Source organism: Galactobacter sp. (genome assembly GCF_022712295.1).
GTDB lineage: Bacteria > Actinomycetota > Actinomycetes > Actinomycetales > Micrococcaceae > Galactobacter.
The window spans coordinates 1-18,591 of record NZ_JALAGT010000115.1; the positions used below are offsets into that span (position 1 = coordinate 1).

15 protein-coding genes and 1 pseudogene are annotated in these 18,591 nt (G+C 62.9%); 6 read left to right on the forward strand and 10 right to left on the reverse strand.

Features of this window, described 5'->3' with window-relative positions; translation table 11 throughout:
* Positions 1-211: 211 nt before the first annotated feature.
* Both Q0A15_RS08875 and Q0A15_RS08880 read right to left on the reverse strand, forming a co-directional pair.
* A complete protein-coding gene (locus tag Q0A15_RS08875) occupies positions 212-379 on the reverse strand; it encodes a hypothetical protein (RefSeq protein WP_291279168.1) in 168 nt (55 codons plus the stop codon).
* Between the two features lie 702 nt (positions 380-1,081).
* Positions 1,082-2,608 (reverse strand): HDIG domain-containing metalloprotein, encoded by a 1,527-nt coding sequence (locus Q0A15_RS08880; RefSeq protein ID WP_291279169.1) that lies wholly within the window; start codon positions 2,606-2,608, stop codon positions 1,082-1,084.
* Between the two features lie 76 nt (positions 2,609-2,684).
* Here Q0A15_RS08880 and Q0A15_RS08885 point away from each other — a divergent pair, with 76 nt between their 5' ends.
* From Q0A15_RS08885 to trxA, 5 genes are all read left to right on the forward strand, one after another.
* Complete coding sequence (locus Q0A15_RS08885; RefSeq protein WP_291279170.1) at positions 2,685-3,260, forward strand: NUDIX hydrolase; 576 nt, start codon at positions 2,685-2,687, stop codon at positions 3,258-3,260.
* Positions 3,250-5,301: a murein biosynthesis integral membrane protein MurJ gene (murJ, locus tag Q0A15_RS08890; protein WP_291279171.1), complete on the forward strand. Its 2,052-nt coding sequence runs from the start codon at positions 3,250-3,252 to the stop codon at positions 5,299-5,301. Before Q0A15_RS08885 ends, murJ begins: the two co-directional genes overlap by 11 nt.
* A 56-nt stretch (positions 5,302-5,357) precedes the next feature.
* On the forward strand, positions 5,358-6,872 hold the full coding sequence (locus tag Q0A15_RS08895) for a hypothetical protein (protein WP_291279172.1): 1,515 nt from the start codon (positions 5,358-5,360) through the stop codon (positions 6,870-6,872).
* Positions 6,873-7,033: 161 nt separating this feature from the next.
* The gene (gene trxB / locus Q0A15_RS08900; protein ID WP_291279173.1) at positions 7,034-8,005 is read left to right on the forward strand and encodes a thioredoxin-disulfide reductase; all 972 of its coding nucleotides are present in this window, start codon (positions 7,034-7,036) and stop codon (positions 8,003-8,005) included.
* A 158-nt stretch (positions 8,006-8,163) separates the two neighbouring features.
* On the forward strand, positions 8,164-8,487 hold the full coding sequence (trxA, locus tag Q0A15_RS08905) for a thioredoxin (protein WP_291279174.1): 324 nt from the start codon (positions 8,164-8,166) through the stop codon (positions 8,485-8,487).
* A 603-nt stretch (positions 8,488-9,090) separates the two neighbouring features.
* Here the strand turns inward: trxA and Q0A15_RS08910 are convergent.
* The 8 genes from Q0A15_RS08910 to rpmH all read right to left on the reverse strand — a co-directional run bounded on the left by Q0A15_RS08910 (position 9,091) and on the right by rpmH (position 17,468).
* Positions 9,091-10,497: a ParB/RepB/Spo0J family partition protein gene (locus tag Q0A15_RS08910; protein WP_291279175.1), complete on the reverse strand. Its 1,407-nt coding sequence runs from the start codon at positions 10,495-10,497 to the stop codon at positions 9,091-9,093.
* Positions 10,498-13,109: 2,612 nt separating this feature from the next.
* Positions 13,110-13,973, reverse strand: a complete 864-nt coding sequence (locus Q0A15_RS08915; protein ID WP_291279176.1) for a ParA family protein — start codon at positions 13,971-13,973, stop codon at positions 13,110-13,112.
* A gap of 210 nt (positions 13,974-14,183) precedes the next feature.
* Positions 14,184-14,906 (reverse strand): 16S rRNA (guanine(527)-N(7))-methyltransferase RsmG, encoded by a 723-nt coding sequence (gene rsmG, locus Q0A15_RS08920; RefSeq protein WP_291279177.1) that lies wholly within the window; start codon positions 14,904-14,906, stop codon positions 14,184-14,186.
* A 3-nt stretch (positions 14,907-14,909) separates the two neighbouring features.
* Entirely contained in the window at positions 14,910-15,434 is a 525-nt protein-coding gene (locus Q0A15_RS08925) for a R3H domain-containing nucleic acid-binding protein (RefSeq protein WP_291279182.1), read from the reverse strand.
* Between the two features lie 41 nt (positions 15,435-15,475).
* Positions 15,476-16,450, reverse strand: a complete 975-nt coding sequence (yidC, locus tag Q0A15_RS08930) for a membrane protein insertase YidC (protein WP_291279178.1) — start codon at positions 16,448-16,450, stop codon at positions 15,476-15,478.
* A gap of 75 nt (positions 16,451-16,525) precedes the next feature.
* Positions 16,526-16,972 carry a membrane protein insertion efficiency factor YidD gene (gene yidD, locus Q0A15_RS08935; RefSeq protein ID WP_367273375.1) on the reverse strand — a complete coding sequence of 149 codons (447 nt, stop codon included), beginning with the start codon at positions 16,970-16,972 and terminating at the stop codon, positions 16,526-16,528.
* Entirely contained in the window at positions 16,936-17,292 is a 357-nt protein-coding gene (gene rnpA / locus Q0A15_RS08940) for a ribonuclease P protein component (protein WP_291279180.1), read from the reverse strand. The genes yidD and rnpA overlap by 37 nt, the downstream gene beginning before the upstream one ends.
* Before the next feature lie 38 nt (positions 17,293-17,330).
* Positions 17,331-17,468 carry a 50S ribosomal protein L34 gene (gene rpmH, locus Q0A15_RS08945; RefSeq protein WP_291279181.1) on the reverse strand — a complete coding sequence of 46 codons (138 nt, stop codon included), beginning with the start codon at positions 17,466-17,468 and terminating at the stop codon, positions 17,331-17,333.
* A gap of 551 nt (positions 17,469-18,019) precedes the next feature.
* Here rpmH and Q0A15_RS08950 point away from each other — a divergent pair.
* Positions 18,020-18,591: pseudogene (locus Q0A15_RS08950) on the forward strand (hypothetical protein); the annotation flags it as partial.

Below are 18,591 nucleotides of genomic sequence, written 5' to 3' on the forward strand. Positions count from 1 at the left end.
CACGCCCCGCCCGACCGGCAAACGCCGCGGCACACAACGCCGCGGGACACCACATCGCACCCCGGAACCGACGGGGGGGGCCGAGCGTTGAAACGCTCGGCCCCACACGAACCCCCCTCGGCTTCCCTTGTTCCGGGCCTTGTACCGGGCTGAGCTCAACTCAACCCGCTGACTCACTCGAGTTCATTTCCCGTCGAGTGGACAGAGTCGGTCACCGGATGGGGCGGTGCATCAAGAGGTTCGCCTCCGTCTCCATGCGGAGACGCTCCAACGCCTCCGCGCGGGATTCGCGCTGCCCGGGGGCGTTCTCATCGGATCCGGGCATGAAAACCCGGCCGCTGTGCCGCGGCAGGCCGCGACGCTTCGAATGACGCTTCATAGGTGTTCACCCCCTTCGGTGCTGAGGGTGACTCCCCGTGCGGCGCTCGGTTCCTGCCTGGGAACGAGTACCTCGGGGCCGGCGAAGATGAATTCTCCGCCGCGTGTGATCGGTTCCCCACTACGCCAGGAGCGCGTGGGATGCACAGCCGTGGCGTGCTGGGAGTGTGTGTTGTGGTCCGGGTGGACGGAGCGGGACATGACGCTTTGCATCCTTGGAAGTTCGAGGTGTTTCAGGGGGCGTCCCCCACCTCGACTTCGAAGGACCGAGCAGGTCCCGTGTGCTCTACCGGATTGCTACCGGGAACTGGACACGAAGAAGAGGTGGGAGGGATGAGCTGAGCGCAGACGGGGCGCGGCGACCAGATTGCCTGCCGGCACGTTGAATACGGGCAGACTGCACCGCGTCACGCCAGTGGCGTTGGCACGAATCAGGTTGTTCATCATTTTTCCCACCTCCTTCACGTGTGGACATCGGGGTTCTCATGTCGACACCGTGAGGTGCGCATCGAAGAACCGGGCTGAAGTTGTCGGTTGCGACCACTCATTCCCATTGGGAACTCTCGATCACATAAGGAGCCTAGCAGGCCGCGCCGGAGCGTACAACCCGTTTGCGGGACAAAATTTGAGTGCCGTTCGGCGTGGAATCGCATCGATTCACGCCGAACGGCACTCACCATCTGTAGGAATGGAGTTGCGGCTCCTAGTTGTCCTGCGCCTCCGGCTGTTCAGCCCACCATGCACGAAGCTCGGCCACCGCGGCATCCCGCTCCACGGGCCCGCGGTCAAGGCGCCGCTCCAACAGATAGGAGTACGCGCGCCCCACCAACGGACCCGGAGCGATACCGAGCTCGTCCATGATCTCCTTGCCGTTCAAGTCAGGCCGGATGGAATCCAGCTCCTCCTTGGCGGTGAGGTCAGCGATGCGCTGCTCCAGATCGTCATAGGCGAAGTCCAGCCGGTCAGCCTTGCGCTTGTTGCGCGTGGTCACGTCGGAGCGCGTGAGCAGGTGCAGCCGAGACAGCAAGGGACCGGCGTCGGTGACATAGCGCCGCACGGCCGAGTCGGACCAGCCTGCATCCGCGTATCCGTAGAAGCGCATATGCAGTTCCACGAGCCGAGCCACGGCCTTCACGGTGTCGTTGTCGTAGCGCAGCGCGCGCAACCGCTTACGCGCCAGCTTGGCGCCCACGGCCTCGTGATGCCGGAAGGTGACCGACCCGCCACCCTCGAAACGCCGCGTGGCCGGCTTCCCGATGTCATGCAGCAGGGCCGCCCACCGCAGCACCAGGTCCGGTCCCACCACGGGCTGGGGATTCTCAGTGCCCGACGACGCGTCCCCGGCTTCCGCCTCCGGCGTCGCCGAGGCTGGGGAAGCCTCAGCGGCGGCATCGTCGGACCGGGCAGCCTCCCGTCCGATGGCCTGCCTCAACACCGTCAGCGAGTGCTCGTAGACGTCCTTGTGCCGGTGGTGTTCGTCCACCTCGAGCCGCAGCTGGGCCACTTCCGGAAGGATGAGTGAAGCCAATCCGGTGCTCACCAGCACCTCGATACCCCGAGCTGGGTCGGCCCCGAGCATGAGCTTGGTCAGCTCGTCACGAACGCGTTCGGCGGAGACGATCGCGATGCGTGAGGCCATGGTCTCCATCGCGGCCCATTCCTCGGGGGCCACGTCGAAGCCCAGCTGGGAGACGAAACGGGCGGCGCGCATCATCCGGAGTGGATCGTCGGAGAAGGAGATCTCCGGCCCGGACGGTGTGCGCAGCACCCCTGCGCTGAGGTCCTCGCGCCCACCGTGCGGATCCACCAGTTCCCCGGACGGCAGCCGCACGGCCATCGCATTGACCGTGAAGTCCCGGCGGGCCAGATCCGCCGGGAGTTCCGTACCGAAGCGCACATGGGGCTTACGGGAATCCTCGTCGTAGACGTCGGCCCGATACGTGGTGATCTCGATCTGATCGTCGCCACGGCGCAGAGCAATGGTTCCGAAGTCTCGGCCCACATCCCACGTGGCTTCGGCCCAGCCCTTGACCACATCCAGGATCTGATCCGGGGAAGCCGACGTCGTGAAGTCCAGGTCAAGTGCGGGGCGTCCAAGGAAGAGGTCCCGCACCGGACCACCCACCAGGCTCAGCTCGTGTCCGTGCTCTTGGAACCGCGTTCCCAGTTCGAGTGCAACTGCAGGCAGGTCCCCGGGCAGAGCGGGTACATGGATGGACGGAGAGTTCACGGGGTTCATCATCCCAGATGACAGGCCACACGTGGGCTTTCCGGTGGCCGCCGTCTCACCGACTACAGTTGAACGCATGAACCAGTCCGCCCCCGATCCGCGCAAACGCACGCCGCTCACAGCGGCGCTTGCGTGGCAGCGGTCCCGCGCGGCTGGACGGCATACCCCCGCCAGTAGATTGAGCCAGGCTTCCCAGCTGTCTTCCGTCCCCACTGTGGATGAGGTCTCGGCGGGCGGCATCGTCATCGACCCCAACTCGGACGACGCCTCGGTGGCCATCATCGCCCGGTACAACCGGGGCGGTCGGCTGGAATGGTGCCTGCCCAAGGGTCACCCGGAGGGTCAGGAGAACCACAACGAGGCCGCCATCCGAGAGGTCGAGGAAGAGACGGGGATCCGCGGTCAGATCGTCGCGAAACTCGGCAGCATCGACTACTGGTTCAGTGTTCCGCAGTACCGCGTCCACAAGACCGTTCATCACTTCCTGATGATCGCCACCGGCGGTGAACTCACCACGGAGAAGGATCCGGACCATGAGGCGGTGGACGTTGCGTGGGTGCCGCTGGCGCAATTGCCCAAGCGGCTCTCTTTCCCCAATGAACGACGTATAGCGAACCTGGCCCGGGAGGTCATCGTCACGCATGGCATCTGACCGGTCCAGCGACGCCCCGCGCAAGATCAATCCCTGGACGGGGAAGCGGGTGACCTCAGACCCGGCTACCGGTGAGGTCCCGCGCCCCGGCGCGTGGCCTGCGGCGCCCGGCGCCGCGTCGTCGGGCACTGAAGAAACGCCGTCTCCCCAGAATCAGCAACAGACCCCCGACGCACACCCTGTCCCCCGTGTGCCACGCGGACGTGCCGGTCAACAGGCCCCACGCGTGCTGCTGGACACGGCCGCAGCCCCAGAGAACTTCTTCCTGGCCGCAGACCCTGCCACCTCCGCCAATCCGGCCATCGAGGTCATGCTCGAGGAGCGCCCCGAGGGGGACCAGGAGCAGGGGGCGGCCACCGAAAACCAGTCCGCGCGGCGTTCCAAAGCCGTGGCCCTCATGGCCTCCGGCACCATGGTTTCCCGCGTGCTCGGTTTCCTACGCACCTTCGTCCTCGCGATCGCCATCGGAGCGACCTCCAGCGTGGGTGACGCCTTCGACAAGGCCAACACGATCCCCAACATCATCTTCATGTTGCTGGCCGGCGGCATCTTCAACGTGATCCTGATCCCGCAGCTGATCAAGGCATCCAAGCACGCGGACAAGGGCCGGGACTACACGTCGAAGCTGATGACCCTGACCATCACCGTGATGGCAGTGTTGACGGGAATTCTGACGCTGCTGGCACCTGTGATCATGCGGATGCTGGCCTCGAACAAGTGGCCGGACGAGCTGCTCACCCTCGCCACCATCTTCAGCTATTGGTGCCTCCCACAGATCTTCTTCTACGGCGTCTATGCCGTTGCGGGCCAGGTCCTCAATGCTCATGGTCGCTTCGGCGCCTACATGTGGGCCCCCGTGGCCAACAACCTCATCCAGCTGCTGACCATCGGCATCTACCTGGTCATGTTCGGCGCCTATCGCAACGACCACGCACTGCAGTTGAGCACCTGGACCTCCGCCCAGACCGTGGTCCTGGCGGGCGGCGCCACCTTGGGCATCGTGGTTCAGGCCCTGGTGCTTTTCATCCCCCTTCGTCGGATGGGCTTGGGGCTCCACGTCGACTTCCACTGGCGCGGTATGGGGCTGCGCAAGGTCGGCACCATGGCGCTGTGGACGCTGGCCGCCATGGTGGTCGGCAACCTCACCTCGCTGTACTTCGGCCGCGTGGTCTCCGCCGCGACCGCGTACCGCAACGACGCCGGCCTCTCCTTGTCGGAGGCCGCCCGGGTTCCCGGCGAGGCCGCCCTCAACCAGTCACAGCTGATCACGGTGTTGCCGCACTCGATCTTCGCGCTGTCGCTGGCCACGGTCATGTTCAACGAACTGTCCAAGGCCTTCGCGGACGGCCGCCGTCAAGACGTGGGACCGCTGGTCTCCCGCGGACTACGCACCACCGCGATCCCGATCATGTTCTTCACGGTCGGCTTCGTGGTCCTGGCGGGCCCCATCGGCCGGCTCTTCGGCGGCACCGGCCCGTACTCGAACGAGGCCGGAGCGGCCATCGCCACGCTCATCGTGCTGACCGCGCTCGGCCTGCCTGCCAAGTCGTATTCCTTCTACCTCCTGCGCGTGTTCTATGCGCAGGAGGACACCAAGACACCCATGTTCTTGCAGATCAGCTTTGCGCTCTTCGGGCTCATCACCGCCGTAGTCATCTCCTTCACGACTCCCCCACCACTGCTGGCTCCGGCCATAGCCATGCTCTACGCGGCAGCGAATATCTTCCAGGCGGTCACGGTCCATGCCAGCGTCAAACGTCGCTTCGGCGACTACGGAGCTCGGCGTGTGATGGACACCTATGTCCGGGTGGGCTGGCTCGGTGTGCTCTCCGGAGTGGTGGGCGCCGGGGTGCTCTGGCTCATGGGTGGCTACAGCTTCGGGTTCGCTTGGAGCGGCTACGTCCCCGCGATCCTGTCCATCCTGGCTGCCGGGGGCGCCATGGGTGTCTGCTTCCTGGTGTTGCTGCGAATGGCGCGCGTCAGTGAACTCGCCGACTTCTTGGGCCCGTTGGCTCGCCGAATCCCGGGTGGACGCCGGTAGCATGGATCCGGGCCCAGGCATCTTTGAGTCCAACCACTGTCGCTAGGAGTCTCCACGTGTCACACGAGATCACCACCGGTTCCATCCTGGGAGGTCGTTACCTCGTCACCGGTGAGGTCGTCTCCACCGCCGAGGGTGATGTCGTCTTCGACGGCACCGACCAGGTACTCAACCGCGCCGTGAGCATCCTCGTTGCCGCCCCCGCCAACGCGACCCGTGTAGCCGTTTCAGCGCGGGAGGTCGCCATGGGGACGCGTCCGTCCGGCGTACAGGTGCTGGACCTCGGTTTGCAGGGAGACTCCACCTACCTGATCACCAACACCGTCGACGCACCCGATCTTCTTGATCTGGCCGTCGAGTCCGATGCGCCCTACATCGAGCCGTTCCAGACGGACACGCTCGGTCAGGAAATCTTCGGCGAACCGCGTCCCATGGAACCGCAGGTCTATGGCGATGACGCCGAGTACTACGAAGAGTTGGCTCAGGAGTCCTCCAAGCGCCGCCTCTTCGGCCGCCGCAAGCGCCAGCAGGAAGACATCGAGCCCACCGGTGAGCAGGAGCAGGTCCCGCCCGCGGTGAGCCCCGATCAGGCCAGGCAGGATCTCGGACCGTCCACCGGCCCCATCGCTGCTCAGCCCATGGCGGCCTCCGAGGCCGCCAAGTCCTACCCAGGTCGCGACGCCGCCGGCAATGGCGAGACCTCTGTGCCCGACGACGCGGCGCACTCCCAGCCGCCGGTCACCGAACTACCGGCAGCGACAGTTCCCGCCGCTGCGGACGAAAGCGCACCGCGCACGGCCGAGACCGCTGCGGCCGCGGGCGGGTCCCGTTTCCCACGTGAGGCTGCTGCGGCAGCCGCTCGCCCCGCCAATACCGAATTCGTGGCCGCCGCAGGCAACGAAGAGGGCAGCAACCGCGTGGTGCGCCTGATCGTGGGTTTGGTCCTGGTGCTGGTCCTGGTGGTTGGCGTCGTGTTCGCCGTCCAGTTCCTGACCAAGTCCGATGACCCGAAGCCCACGGCGGACCCGAAGCCCACCCAGAGCCAGCCCGCTCAGACGGACAAGGGAGATAACAAGGACGACGAGTCGGACAAGGCCACCAAGGAACCCAAGGTGAAGCCCACGGTGGAGAACATCTCCAAGGCCGCGCCGGATACGTCCATGAACCCCAACAACGACACGGACATCGCCAATGCGATCGACGGTGAGGAATCCACGGTCTACAAGACCTTCTCCTACAAGTCCGCCGTGTTCGGCGGCTTGGCAGACCGGCTGGTGCTGCAGGTGCAGCTCAAGGAAGACGCGGACATCAGCTCCGTGGACTTGAGTGGCCTCAACGGTACCGGCGGCAAGGTTCAGGTGCTGGTCGGCGACTCCGAGGATCCCGACGCGGCTGATGAGCGCTTCTCCGGATCCTTCTCCGGTCCCACCCTCTCCGCGGACCTCGGTTCCGGATCAGACGCCGCCAAGGGTAAGTACGTGTACATCTCCATCACGGAGCTGCCACGTCTGGCCAGCGGCGCCTCCACCTACCCGTACGGTTTCCAGGTCGCGGAGATCAAGGTCAAGTAAGCGCTCCCACCGGTTCCGCCCCGCGCGCTCCGCAGGGCCGCAGTCGGCCGCCATCGGTAGGTACGGGAATACCTGGCGACGAAACGCGGTTATCCCCCATTGATTCCACTTATCAACCAGGGACCGCATCCGAGCGGCCCACAGAGGACAAAGGTTCCACAGTGACCCAGCCAAGCGCCGACGCCGTTCGCGACGTCATCATCATCGGTTCAGGACCCGCCGGGTACACCGCAGCCATCTACACGGCTCGCGCCAACCTGGCACCGCTCGTCATCGCCGGCTCGGTGGATGCCGGTGGCGAGCTGATGAAGACCACCGAAGTGGAGAACTTCCCCGGCTTCCCTGAGGGCATTCAGGGTCCCGACCTGATGACCAATCTGCAGCAGCAGGCCGAGAAGTTCGGCGCAGAGGTGCTCTACGACGACGTCACTGCCGTTGACCTGAAGGGTGAGGTGAAGAAGGTCGTCCTCATGGACGGCAGCATCCACCTGGGCAAGACCGTCATCCTTTCGACAGGCTCCGCCTACCGTGAGCTCGGATTGGACAGCGAACAGCGCCTTTCCGGTCACGGAGTGAGTTGGTGCGCCACCTGCGACGGCTTCTTCTTCCGTGAACAGGAAATCGCCGTCATCGGTGGCGGCGACTCCGCTATGGAAGAGGCTCTGTTCCTCACCAAGTTCGCGTCCAAGGTCACCGTGGTTCACCGCCGCGACACGCTGCGCGCCTCCAAGATCATGGCCGACCGTGCACTGGCGCATCCCAAGATCGAGTTCGTCTGGAACAGCGGCGTCGACGAGATCCTCGGCGATGAGAAGGTCACGGGCCTGCGCCTCAAGGATCTCGTCACGGGCGAGACCCGAGAGCTGAACGTCACCGGCGTGTTCGTTGCCATCGGTAATGATCCTCGCACCGGCCTGATCAAGGACCAGCTGGACCTGACCGACGACGGCACCATCGCCGTTGACGGCCGCTCCTCGCGCACCAGCATCCCCGGTGTCTTCGCTGCAGGCGACGTCCTGGATCCCACCTATCGCCAGGCCGTCACGGCTGCCGCCTCCGGCTGCGTGGCCGCCCTGGACGTTGAACACCACCTGGCCAACCTGGAAGCCGCTGTCGAGGCCGTAGGCGCCTGATTCAAAGGACGACACCGGCGATGACCACATGGCGCCACATCGTGGTTCTTGGGGTCGCCTGATCCGACGTCGGCTGTCGACATCGTGGAACCGCATACCGAACAACTTTCATCTGGTATCCGCCGGGTACCTGAGCCTGTAGAACAAGGAGTCAACACATGAGCAACGTAGAAGCAGTCACCGACGCATCCTTCGACGCGGACGTCCTTCAGTCGGACAAGCCCGTCATCGTGGAGTTCTGGGCAGAGTGGTGCGGCCCCTGCCGCATGCTGAGCCCGATCCTGGACCAGATCGCCGACGAGCACGAATCCGTCAAGGTCGTGAAGGTCAACGTGGACGAGAACCAGGGCATCGCCGCCAAGTACGGCATCACCTCCATTCCTGCCGTCTTCGTGTTCAAGGACGGCGAGAAAGTCGCGACCTCCATCGGCGCCAAGCCCAAGCAGGTCATCGAGAAGGAGTTCGCCGACTACCTCGGCTGAGTCCAACAGCTTTCCCCATGCCGCGCGAGCGTCACAGACCGCAGCGAGGGGACGCTCACCAGGGGTTCAACGGAATCCCGCAGAGCCGCGTTCAGGACATCCTGAGCGCGGCTCTTGCTTTGCCTAGAGACGGGTAGAGCAAGATTGAATATCAATGGATTCAAGTAGAATTATCTCTTGCAGTCGGTGGCCGGACGACGGTAGGTGCATTGGCGTGGTTCATGCGAGCGCATGCACTCCGCCACCACAGCGACGCCGTCGAGATGCTCCAGAGCTGCTGGTTCGCGACGGCAAGCTAGGGGAACTAAACGAACAAGAGGGTCGTGTTTCACGTGAAACACGACCCTCTCAACTACTCATGCGAGTCCCTTGCTGCCTATCCTTCCGCGGACTCGAACTGAGCGTACGGCAGAACCACGAACCACATCCCTGCTCAGCCACACCAGCACTCGTGGTCCGGTGAGGCATGGAAGTATCAACCACAGACAAAACGGGCGCTTCGTAGGATGCAACTAAATGCGCCGCTCACTCACAGGCGGGAATCTATAGCGAACGCGTCAACTGCTGGCAGGACTACTGTCGACAGGATGACTGCCAATAGGATTACTGCTCCTGGCCGATGAGGTTCATGATGCGGTCCAGATCCTCGACCGAAGCGAATTCGATCTGGACCTTGCCCTTCCGAGCGCCCAACGTGATCTTCACATTGGTGTCCAGACGATCCTGCAGACTGTTGGCCAGATGATCCAGGCGCTCATGGCGTTGAGGCTCCTGCCGCCTCCGCCCCTTGGTCTGAGGCTTCTCGCCACGTAACAGGGAGGCTGCCTCTTCCGTCGCTCTCACGGACAGGCCCTCGTTCACCACCCGCTGCGCAAGCTTCTCGAGGGACTCTGGGTCCTCCACGGTGAGCAGTGCGCGGGCATGACCGGCCGAGAGGACTCCCGCAGCCACGCGACGTTGAACAAGTGCCGGCAAACGTAGTAGACGGATCGTGTTGCTGATCTGAGGCCGACTACGGCCGATCCGGGCAGACAACTCATCCTGCGTACACGCGAACTCATCCATGAGCTGTTGATATGCAGCCGCTTCCTCAAGCGGATTGAGTTGAGACCGATGAAGGTTCTCCAGCAGCGCATCCCTGAGGAGATCGCCGTCTTCCGTCTCACGAATGATCGCCGGAATCCGGCTTAGACCTGCGGCCTGAGTGGCCCTCCAGCGCCGCTCTCCCATGACCAACTCATACTTGGGGCCGTCTGCCTCGTGCGATGTCCTGACCACGATGGGCTGGAGCAGACCCACCTCCTTGATGGAGGTGACAAGCTCATCGAGCTCATCTTCATCGAACACCTGGCGAGGCTGCTTCCGATTGGGATGGATCTGATCCGTCTCGATCTCAGCGAAGGTCGTCCCAGGAACGGCTACCAGGCCGTCAGGAGAAGCGACGTTCCCGTCCACATCAACTGATATCGACGGAGTTTGTGCAGATGTAGAGGATGGAGCTGAAGCCGAGGTGACTGCAGAGGCTGCCGACCGGGCACGTGCCGAAGCACCAAGTACATCTGGGACGGATCTACGATGAACCTGCTCGTTCCGCTTCGTTTTCGTGTCAGCAGAGTTCGATTTGTTTGCGATGCGGTCGTCTGCGGGAACCGTAGAGGTAAAGAACATATCGGATGGCCGGGAGCGCCTGGCCGGCGCGGCCGCCTCAGGCTGCTTGGTGCGCGAGGATTCCGTGGGGCTACTCGGATCGCTGGCTGATGCCGCGCTGACGGACTTCCTGGCCGTACTGGCGCGCTTCTTCGTTGCGGGCTTAGAAGAGGTCTTCGTGGCCTTATCAGGGCCCTCAGAGGCCTTCTGTGGCTCTTGCGGAGTACTGGCTGCCTTCCGCTGAGTTCTGGGCACCGACGTCGCCGGATCCTTGGGCTCTGCAGCGGCTTCTGGAGCATCGACGGGTCCGCTCGCTATGAGCGCACCCAATCCCCTGCCAAGCCCTCGACGTTTCTCTGCCATGTGAACCCTTCCCCAGTGTTCGTCTACTAGGTCCATCGTAGTCGCCTTCAGCCTCAGTCATCACCTCCTACCTACCAGAGTTGGCAGGCCCTTGTTTCACGTGAAACCGAGCCGTAGGACCGATAACGAGAGAGTTTTTTGGCGCGGCAGACGATCCCGTCCTCACCGATCGGGTATGCCCGTTGTTTCACGTGAAACAGGCCGGGAAGCCCAACCACATGCGTGTAACTTCCGTGCCAGACGATCCCGTTCTGAACGGACTGATAAACCCGCGTTTCACGTGAAACGGGCCCGGAAGCTCAACAAGGTTCCAGGTTCTGTTGCGGCCAGCGGTTACGTCCCCAGCCTTAGGCATGAAGCTCGTTTCACGTGAAACATACCCAGGTCGCGCTTCTGTAGGTATCTTCAGCCACCCTAAGTTGCAGGGATCAGGCAGGCTTGCGTCGGTGTCGTAATCTTCCCATGGAACATGCCGGCGCTCCAGGCCTTGACTCGGACCCTGACGCCACGGACGGCGCCACCGATACAGCCGTTGTTCGGAGCGTCTGAACGCGCTCGACCTGACCAAACGAAATCCTGTCGAAGTGGTAGCCCTATGCACTGCACCCCTATACCACCTGCTCCACCCAGTTCTAGGCACTACAGCCCTAGTTCTAGACACCGGAGCACCGAGCGCACCCCAGCTCGGTACCGGCCCCATGGGAAGCCTGCACCCTTCCTCCCATCGGCCGAACGAGATCCTCTTCTGCTCAGGCCCGGTTCCACCATCCGATCGGTGAGCGTGGCTGTTGAAGGCCAGCCGTCCCCGATGATGATGCCGACGCCGAAGCCGATGAAATGCTCCAAGGGGACTAACCAAGGCATGCCGATGAGCACCTCGGCATGTGAGGCTGCCACGGATGGTGTTCCATTATCAGGGCGAAGCGCTGCAACTACCTGTGTCCTAGGCGATGACCACTGTTCCACGTGAAACATCGATGTCTGGCACACCGCGTTTCACCGCCAAGCGTTCGGCCGCGAAGCTTTGCTTCTCATCTGCGCCTCTGGTGCCACGTGAAGCCTCTACCGCTGACTAGCCGCAGATTCGTCGAAGCAAACACGTGCCGTCTTGACGGCTTGTGGTCCCCAAGCCATGTTTCACGTGAAACGGCAGGGCCAAGTCGACTTCCCGGCTCCATCAGTGCCGGCCGTCAGATCCATCGCCGTGGCGTTCCACGTGAAACGAACTGATCAGCCGAAACCCGCCTGGCACGGTTCTCAGCTGGTGGCTTTGACGTGTTCCTCCCGGTCGCGCTCCAGAACGCGGTCCAACCGAAGATTCCGTACGAATGTTTCACGTGGAACGTGGCGTGGATCAGCAGATCTGACGACCACCGGAATGGAACTATCCACAAGTGACAGATCGATGTCCACAGTTCATCCTCCAGACCAGATCTCCGAAATCCCGCGGAAACTCAACGTTCTTGGGGTACTTCAGCCATGATATCCACACAGTGTCCCCACTTATCCACAAGTGGACCAAAAGTTGTGAACAGGGCCTGGTGACAACCCTTGAGACGCGCCACGGACCGTCGTCGGCTCGAAAACGAGGGCTTCAGAGGGGCGGACCGGGAGTCGGCGCGGAGCTCCTGAGGACAACAGCTTCTGCAGTCGGTGTTATGGACAGACAACGCACGGGCCGAGTCGATATCAGCGATGCGGCGACAGGGAACTAACACCACCTGCTCCGCTACACACAGACCAGCATCTAGCAGCTGACAGCGGCGACTTGCACCAAGCCAGGCCGCAGAAACCAGGGCCAGCGTACGAGTCAGCGGATTTGAAGCGAACACGGCCAACACGACGCTGGGACCGACGCTTGTCCTAGGCCTTCACATCACGCCCTACGCGGCCGTAGACGTCTCATGTGCGGCACCCGAAGCTCCAGAGAGGTCGACGATTCTTGCGGTCCGGGATGGGCTTCGGATGCGCCCACTCCTGCATCGTTCAGCAACGGGCCATCATTGGGGTAGCTCAAGCAGCCCCAGCCAGGGCCGGGCAGCCAGGGCCGGGCAGCCACGGCCGGGCAGCCACGGCCGGGCAGCAAGGGTCCGGCAGCAAGGGTCCGGCAACAAGGGCTGGGGAATCCCCTCGTTTGAGCGATGGGACCTCGGAGCACCGTCTCCGAGCTGGGGTACCCACTAATTCGAAGCCACGGCATGAGCACGGAAGATCGACGGAAAGAGCGGTTGAGGCAAGAAGTCTTTCGAGCCATGGGTCAGTCAAGCACAAGATGTGTGCAGGATGGAGAGACAGACCCGATGCCTTCTTCTCCGCGAAACCCCCAGCGCCGACCAACTTGCTTAGGGCTTCTGACACCTCACTCGCCAATAGGCGCCGCCGTAATGACGGATTCGGGGCCTTTTGCCCCTACCCCAGGTCAGGTCAACTTCTTCAAGTTCCCAGAAGGCCTTCCAGCGATGAGTCGGAGGAATTTAAACTTGAATCCCTTGATCTAGAAGGTTGTGGCTGTTTGCGCGCCGATCTTGCTGCATGCGCAGTGACGAGCATCCTGTTCAGGGTCCGTGAAAACTTTCAGTCCGTGAAAATCTTCAACGGGACGACGTGCGGCCTCAGACCGAGGTCTTGGCTGCGATCTCTTCGGCGGCAGCTAGATAAGCCAGCGCGCCGGTCGACGAGGCGTCGTAGGTGATGACCGATTGCTGATACGACGGCGCTTCAGAAACGCGAACGCTGCGCGGGATGACCGAGTGCAGCACTTGTTCGGGGAAGTGCTCACGCACCTCTTCCGCAACCTGTGCCGCAAGGTTGGTTCGGCCGTCGTACATGGTCAACAAGATGGTGGAGACCACGAGCTCCGAGTTCAGGTGCTTCTGAATCATCTGGATGTTGTTCAGAAGCTGACTCAAACCTTCGAGCGCGTAGTACTCGCACTGGATCGGGATCAGTACCTCTCGGGCAGCTACGAATGCATTCACCGTCAGCAGCCCGAGCGAGGGCGGGCAATCGATGAATACGAAATCCAGGCGTGGAAGGCCCTCCTCCGCACGATACTTCTCGTAGGCGGCAACGGCCCTGTTCATCCTCTGTTCCCTCGCGACCAAAGCCACCAGTTCGACCTCAGCCCCAGCCAGGTCGATGGTGGCAGGAGCCACCAAGAGGTTGTCGATATCGGGGCACGGCAGGATCACTGACTCGAGTGGGAGGTCGTTGATCAGCACGTCGTAGACGGAGTCGATGCCGGCATGATGATCGATCCCCAGAGCTGTCGAAGCGTTTCCCTGCGGGTCGATGTCGATGACCAAGACCTGATAACCGGCTGCAGCGAGCGCGGCAGCCAGATTGACCGTGGTGGTGGTCTTGCCGACCCCACCCTTCTGGTTGCTGACAGTCAGGTAACGAGTCTGCGGCTGAGTCAGGTGAGGGATGGTTGCTGTCACCGTTTCAGCGGTGCGCTTGGCGCTGTGCTGGTTCATGCCATCCTTCGTTGGGTTTGAGGGTTGGGTACGTGGCGCTGCAAAGTCCTATCGGACCGCGAGGACCGATCACCTCGCGGCAGGAAACCCGCGTATCTCGAGTCTATCCCCCGCAGCCGTCAGCTTGCTCGAGCCCATCAAGAACGAGCCCGAGCGCAAGGTTCAAGAACACGCGAAGGGGTAGGGGTGTTGCAACACCGCAGGGATCGATCAAACGCGGACGCGAACCACTGTGGTGGGCTCTTCGAGCACATCGGTACCGAGCGTCAGGACGGCAGCGTCGCGTCCCTTGTACTTCCGGATGATCTTGCTTGCCTTCTCGACCTCTTCCTGGGCACTGCGTCCCTTGAGGGCCAGCAGTTCTCCGTGACCGTGCACCAGCGGCAGCGTCAACGGAACCAAGGTCTTGAGTGCCTTCACGGCGCGAGCGGTGACGATGTCGGCATCGATGGTGTCCACGACCTGCTCAGCACGAGCCTTGACCACGTCCACGCGGGAGCCAAGGCCCAGATCCTCCACCACCATGTCCAACCACTGGCAACGCCGCTCCAGCGGTTCGACCAGGATCATCATGAGGTCTGGACGTGCCAGCGCAAGGACGAGGCCGGGCAGACCTGCTCCCGACCCCACGTCCGCCACCAGTGCGCCCTCCGGGATGAGTTCTGCAACTGCCGCACAGTTCAGGACGTGCCGGCTCCAGATGCGGGGGATCTCCCGTGGCCCGATGAGGCCCCACTCGATCCCCGTGGACACGAGGTGTCCAACGTAGCGTTGCGCCGACTCGGCCCTGTCACCGAAGTAATGCTGCACCGCTTCGAGTTCGGTGCTCGATGGGCGGGGCGCGTCCTCAGGGGCGATGGCGACCGCTGAGGCGTCGATGCGTGGCCCCTCCGGGCCCTCTCCCGGACGAAGCGTGCTGTCCTGCTGATTCATGCATCAGGCTCCGGGACGCACCACGACGTGGCGGCGAGAACCCTCGCCTTCCGAGTCCGAACCCAGTCCTGCCTCAGCCACCAGGTCATGAACCTGCTTGCGCTCATACGGCGTCATCGGACCCAGGTGCTTGGGCTCATTGGTCTCCCTGACCGTCTGAACAGCAGACTCGACCAGTGACGCGAGGCGTTCGCCGCGGCGGGAACGGTGCCCCGCGATGTCGATGATGACACGCGAACGCTCGCCGGTGGCAGCCAGAGCTGCAAGGCGGGTCAGATCCTGCAGGGCGTCCAACGTGGCTCCGTCGTCGCCGACCAGGGACTCGAGTCCGGCTTCGTCGCCCTCCTCCGCAGTGACGGACAGGTAGACGCGACCACCCTTGACCTCGATGTCGATGTCGCCGTCAAGATCGGCGATATCGAGTAGTTCCTCGAGATAGTCCGCTGCAGCATCGCCCTCACTGTCGAGGTCGCTCTGAGCTTCCTCCTTGGGCTCTGCCTGAGTTTCTGTGGGCTCGGCAGGCTCCACCGTCGCGGCCTCGTTGGGGTCCAGTTCCTGGTTCTCCTGAGTCACTTCTTCCTCCGGTTCTTTCGCTGCGGCTGCTGACGCTGGCCCTTCTGCTCCTCCAGCTTCTTGGCTTCCTCAGCTTCCTTGGCGGCGGCCTCCTTGGTCTTGCCCACAGGAGGCAGACCCTTGGCGGCCCGGCGGATGTTGAGTTCCTTCTCTGCGAGCGAGCCCGGAGTCGGATTGTGCCGGATGACCCACATCTGCTGGCCCAGGGTCCAGACGTTGGTGGCCGTCCAGTAGATCAGCAGGCCGATGGGGAAGTTGATGCCACCGATACCGAAGACAAGAGGCAGCACGTAGAGCATGAGCTTCTGCTGCTGGGCGAAGGGGCCCTGCTGTGCTGCGGGAGACATGTTCTTGGTCATGAGGTGCCGCTGAGTGAAGAACTGCGAAGCGGTCATGGCCAGGATCATCACCACGGAGACCACCAGAACAGCAGCGTTGACACCGCCGGACCCATTGAACTGGCCCAGGAAGGTGTCGGAAAGCTTCGCCGAGAAGATCGACGAGTTGTCGAAGCTCCGGACGCGTGCTGCGGACAAGGCCGCGATGGATTCGCCGTTGTCGCTGGCCTTCGAAGCGGTGAAGAGCACGCGGTACAAGGAGAAGAAGAACGGCATCTGTACCAGCAGCGGCAGGCAGGAGGAGAACATGCCGGTGTTGTTCTTCTTGAACAAGGCACGCTGCTCGGCCAACATGGCCTGCTGCGAGAGCTGGTCCTTCTTGCCCTTGTACTTTGCCTGGAGCTTCTTCAGTTCAGGCTGGAGTGCCTGCATGGCGCGCTGCGCACGGATCTGACGGGTGAAGAGCGGGATCAGGGCTGCACGCACCACCACGGTCACGAACACGATGGACAGCGCCCAGGTCCAGCCTGAATCCGGGTCGAGCCCGATGATGCTGAACAGCTCGTGGAAGATGTACAGGAGCCAGGACATCACCCACTTGAAGGGGGTCAGGATCGTATCGATGAAGCCCATGGTGTCTCGTTTGCTCCTTGTACAGGCGTTGAACGGCGGCTGCCGTGATCGTCGGTGGTCCCCAGAAGTGGGGATCTACTCCTCTGGCAGAGGAGGGTGATTCAGTTCAATGATTCTGGGTGCTCGGCCTTCAGGCCAAATCCGCTTGCCTGGGGGAACCGGATCGATCCCACCCTGTGACCAAGGGTTGCAGCGCAGGATCCGACGGGTGGTCAGCCACCCGCCCTTGAGGACTCCATGGACCGTGACTGCTTCCAACCCATAGGCGGAGCAGCTGGGGAAGTATCCGCAGACCTGACCGTAGATCGGTGAGATCACCAGCCGGTACAACTTGAGGAACCCGATCACGGCATACCGAGGAATGTCGACCACGTACCGCCACCAGGGGGTAGGTGGTACCTGATCGGCCGGCAGGATCGGCGCAGGACCGAGTTGTTCAAGCAGATCCGGGCCTTGAATCCCATGTACCTCGTTATGGTCGGGCTTCACGTGCCTGAACCAGCCAGACCTCGCCTCAGACACTTGTGAAGATCTCGATCCAACTTCGCGTAATCCGCAGAGGCTGCGCTGGGCAGGGCCCTGATCACCACGTCGATTCCGTTGCGATGCTCGGCAGTGATCACCTTCCAGGCGATCTCACGAAGTCGGCGCTTGACGACGTTGCGCGTCACGGCATTCCCCACCTGTTTCGAAACTATGAAACCGAATCGGCTGGGCCCTGTGGCCCCAACAGGTTGAACGACTGTAGATACGACGAAGTTCCGGCACCCTGCACGGGTGCCGGAACGCGCTGTGGTGTTCAGCTCGCGTCCGTCGCTGAGACGGTGGATACGCGGCAACATGCCTCGAGCGACCTCGTCGACCAGGTCGGTTCAGCGACTCAGGCGGAGAGCGCCTTGCGACCCTTGGTGCGACGGGTCGAGAGAATCGCACGGCCTGCACGGGTACGCATACGCAGACGGAAGCCGTGCTTCTTGGCACGACGGCGGTTATTGGGCTGGTAGGTCCGCTTGCTCACGGTTCACACTCCATTGACATCGTTCTCGTGGGGCATCGCCCGTCACGGGTGGCCACCGGATGACCCGGGGCTTCAACGGGATGGATGCGTCCACCATGTGGTGGTCCTGGCCTCTTTCCGCACTTGGGTTCGCGGGCATCGAACGCCCGCCCCATGCATGGTGAGACTTGTCAACGGTAGACGACACCGGGGATCACGGTCAAACACGGGTGAGCAACGCCACGCCCGAGATCACGGGCAAGTGCAGGCCCAACGGCCGGCTTGGCCCACGCTCCGGATGGCACGCTGTCGATCCTCACCGTCCACCCCCTGTTCACCAAAGTTATCCACAAGATGGGGACAAGTTTGGGGATAGCGACGGTTCCGGGCATCTTTTGTCCCCAGCATGTGTAGAAGGTCTGTGGATAAGAGGTGTTGATACCGGGTACCGTAGGTGTCCGTGTCCCCTGTTCGACTCGCGCCGGGGACCGCGTCGTGACGACGGCAACTTCTTTCACGAATTGACTCGCCACGGCCAGATCGCGGCATGACGAGCAGGACAAGAGGCACCGGTGAACGCAGAACTATCCCACAGTGTGGACAGGGCCTGGCTTCAGGTGCAGCGCACCTTGGAACAGGATCATCGAGTCACACCCCGTCAGCGTGGCTTCGTTTCCTCAGCTCACCCACTCGGCCTGATGGAATCCACTCTGCTGTTGGCCGTCCCGAGCACCATGCATCGCCAGATCTTGGAGAACCAGATCAAGGAACCACTGACGCAGGCCTTGACGGATGCTTTCGGCCATCCGGTGCAGTGCGCCTACAGCATCGATGCGTCGCTGGAAGACAGCCCAGCGGAGCCCGCGGACCAGCCGCAGCCCACCCAGCTGGAACAGCCTGAGCGTCCCGTGGGGCCGCTACCGGAGCCCACACCAGGGCCGGTCGAAGAGGATGTAGTTCCCCACGAGTCCCCGTTGGACGAGGTCTCCGGCACCGATCACCGTTCCGTCCCGCATGTTCGCGGCCCCGGCCCCCCGCCCACTCCCCCGTCCAATTCCGCCGAGTTCGGGCGTGGGAACCCCAAGTACGTCTTCGCCACCGTCGTGATCGGTTCCGCGAACCGGTTTGCCCCCGCCGCGGCCGG

Excerpts from the sequence above, each read along its gene's own strand:
- trxA (WP_291279174.1), top strand. The coding sequence starts at position 8,164 with ATGAGCAACGTAGAAGCAGTCACCGACGCATCCTTCGACGCGGACGTC.
- rnpA (WP_291279180.1), bottom strand. The coding sequence starts at position 17,292 with ATGTTGCCGCGTATCCACCGTCTCAGCGACGGACGCGAGCTGAACACC.
- Q0A15_RS08885 (WP_291279170.1), top strand. The coding sequence starts at position 2,685 with ATGAACCAGTCCGCCCCCGATCCGCGCAAACGCACGCCGCTCACAGCG.
- yidC (WP_291279178.1), bottom strand. The coding sequence starts at position 16,450 with ATGGGCTTCATCGATACGATCCTGACCCCCTTCAAGTGGGTGATGTCC.
- murJ (WP_291279171.1), top strand. The coding sequence starts at position 3,250 with ATGGCATCTGACCGGTCCAGCGACGCCCCGCGCAAGATCAATCCCTGG.
- Q0A15_RS08915 (WP_291279176.1), bottom strand. The coding sequence starts at position 13,973 with ATGAACCAGCACAGCGCCAAGCGCACCGCTGAAACGGTGACAGCAACC.
- Q0A15_RS08875 (WP_291279168.1), bottom strand. The coding sequence starts at position 379 with ATGAAGCGTCATTCGAAGCGTCGCGGCCTGCCGCGGCACAGCGGCCGG.
- rsmG (WP_291279177.1), bottom strand. The coding sequence starts at position 14,906 with ATGAATCAGCAGGACAGCACGCTTCGTCCGGGAGAGGGCCCGGAGGGG.
- Q0A15_RS08910 (WP_291279175.1), bottom strand. The coding sequence starts at position 10,497 with ATGGCAGAGAAACGTCGAGGGCTTGGCAGGGGATTGGGTGCGCTCATA.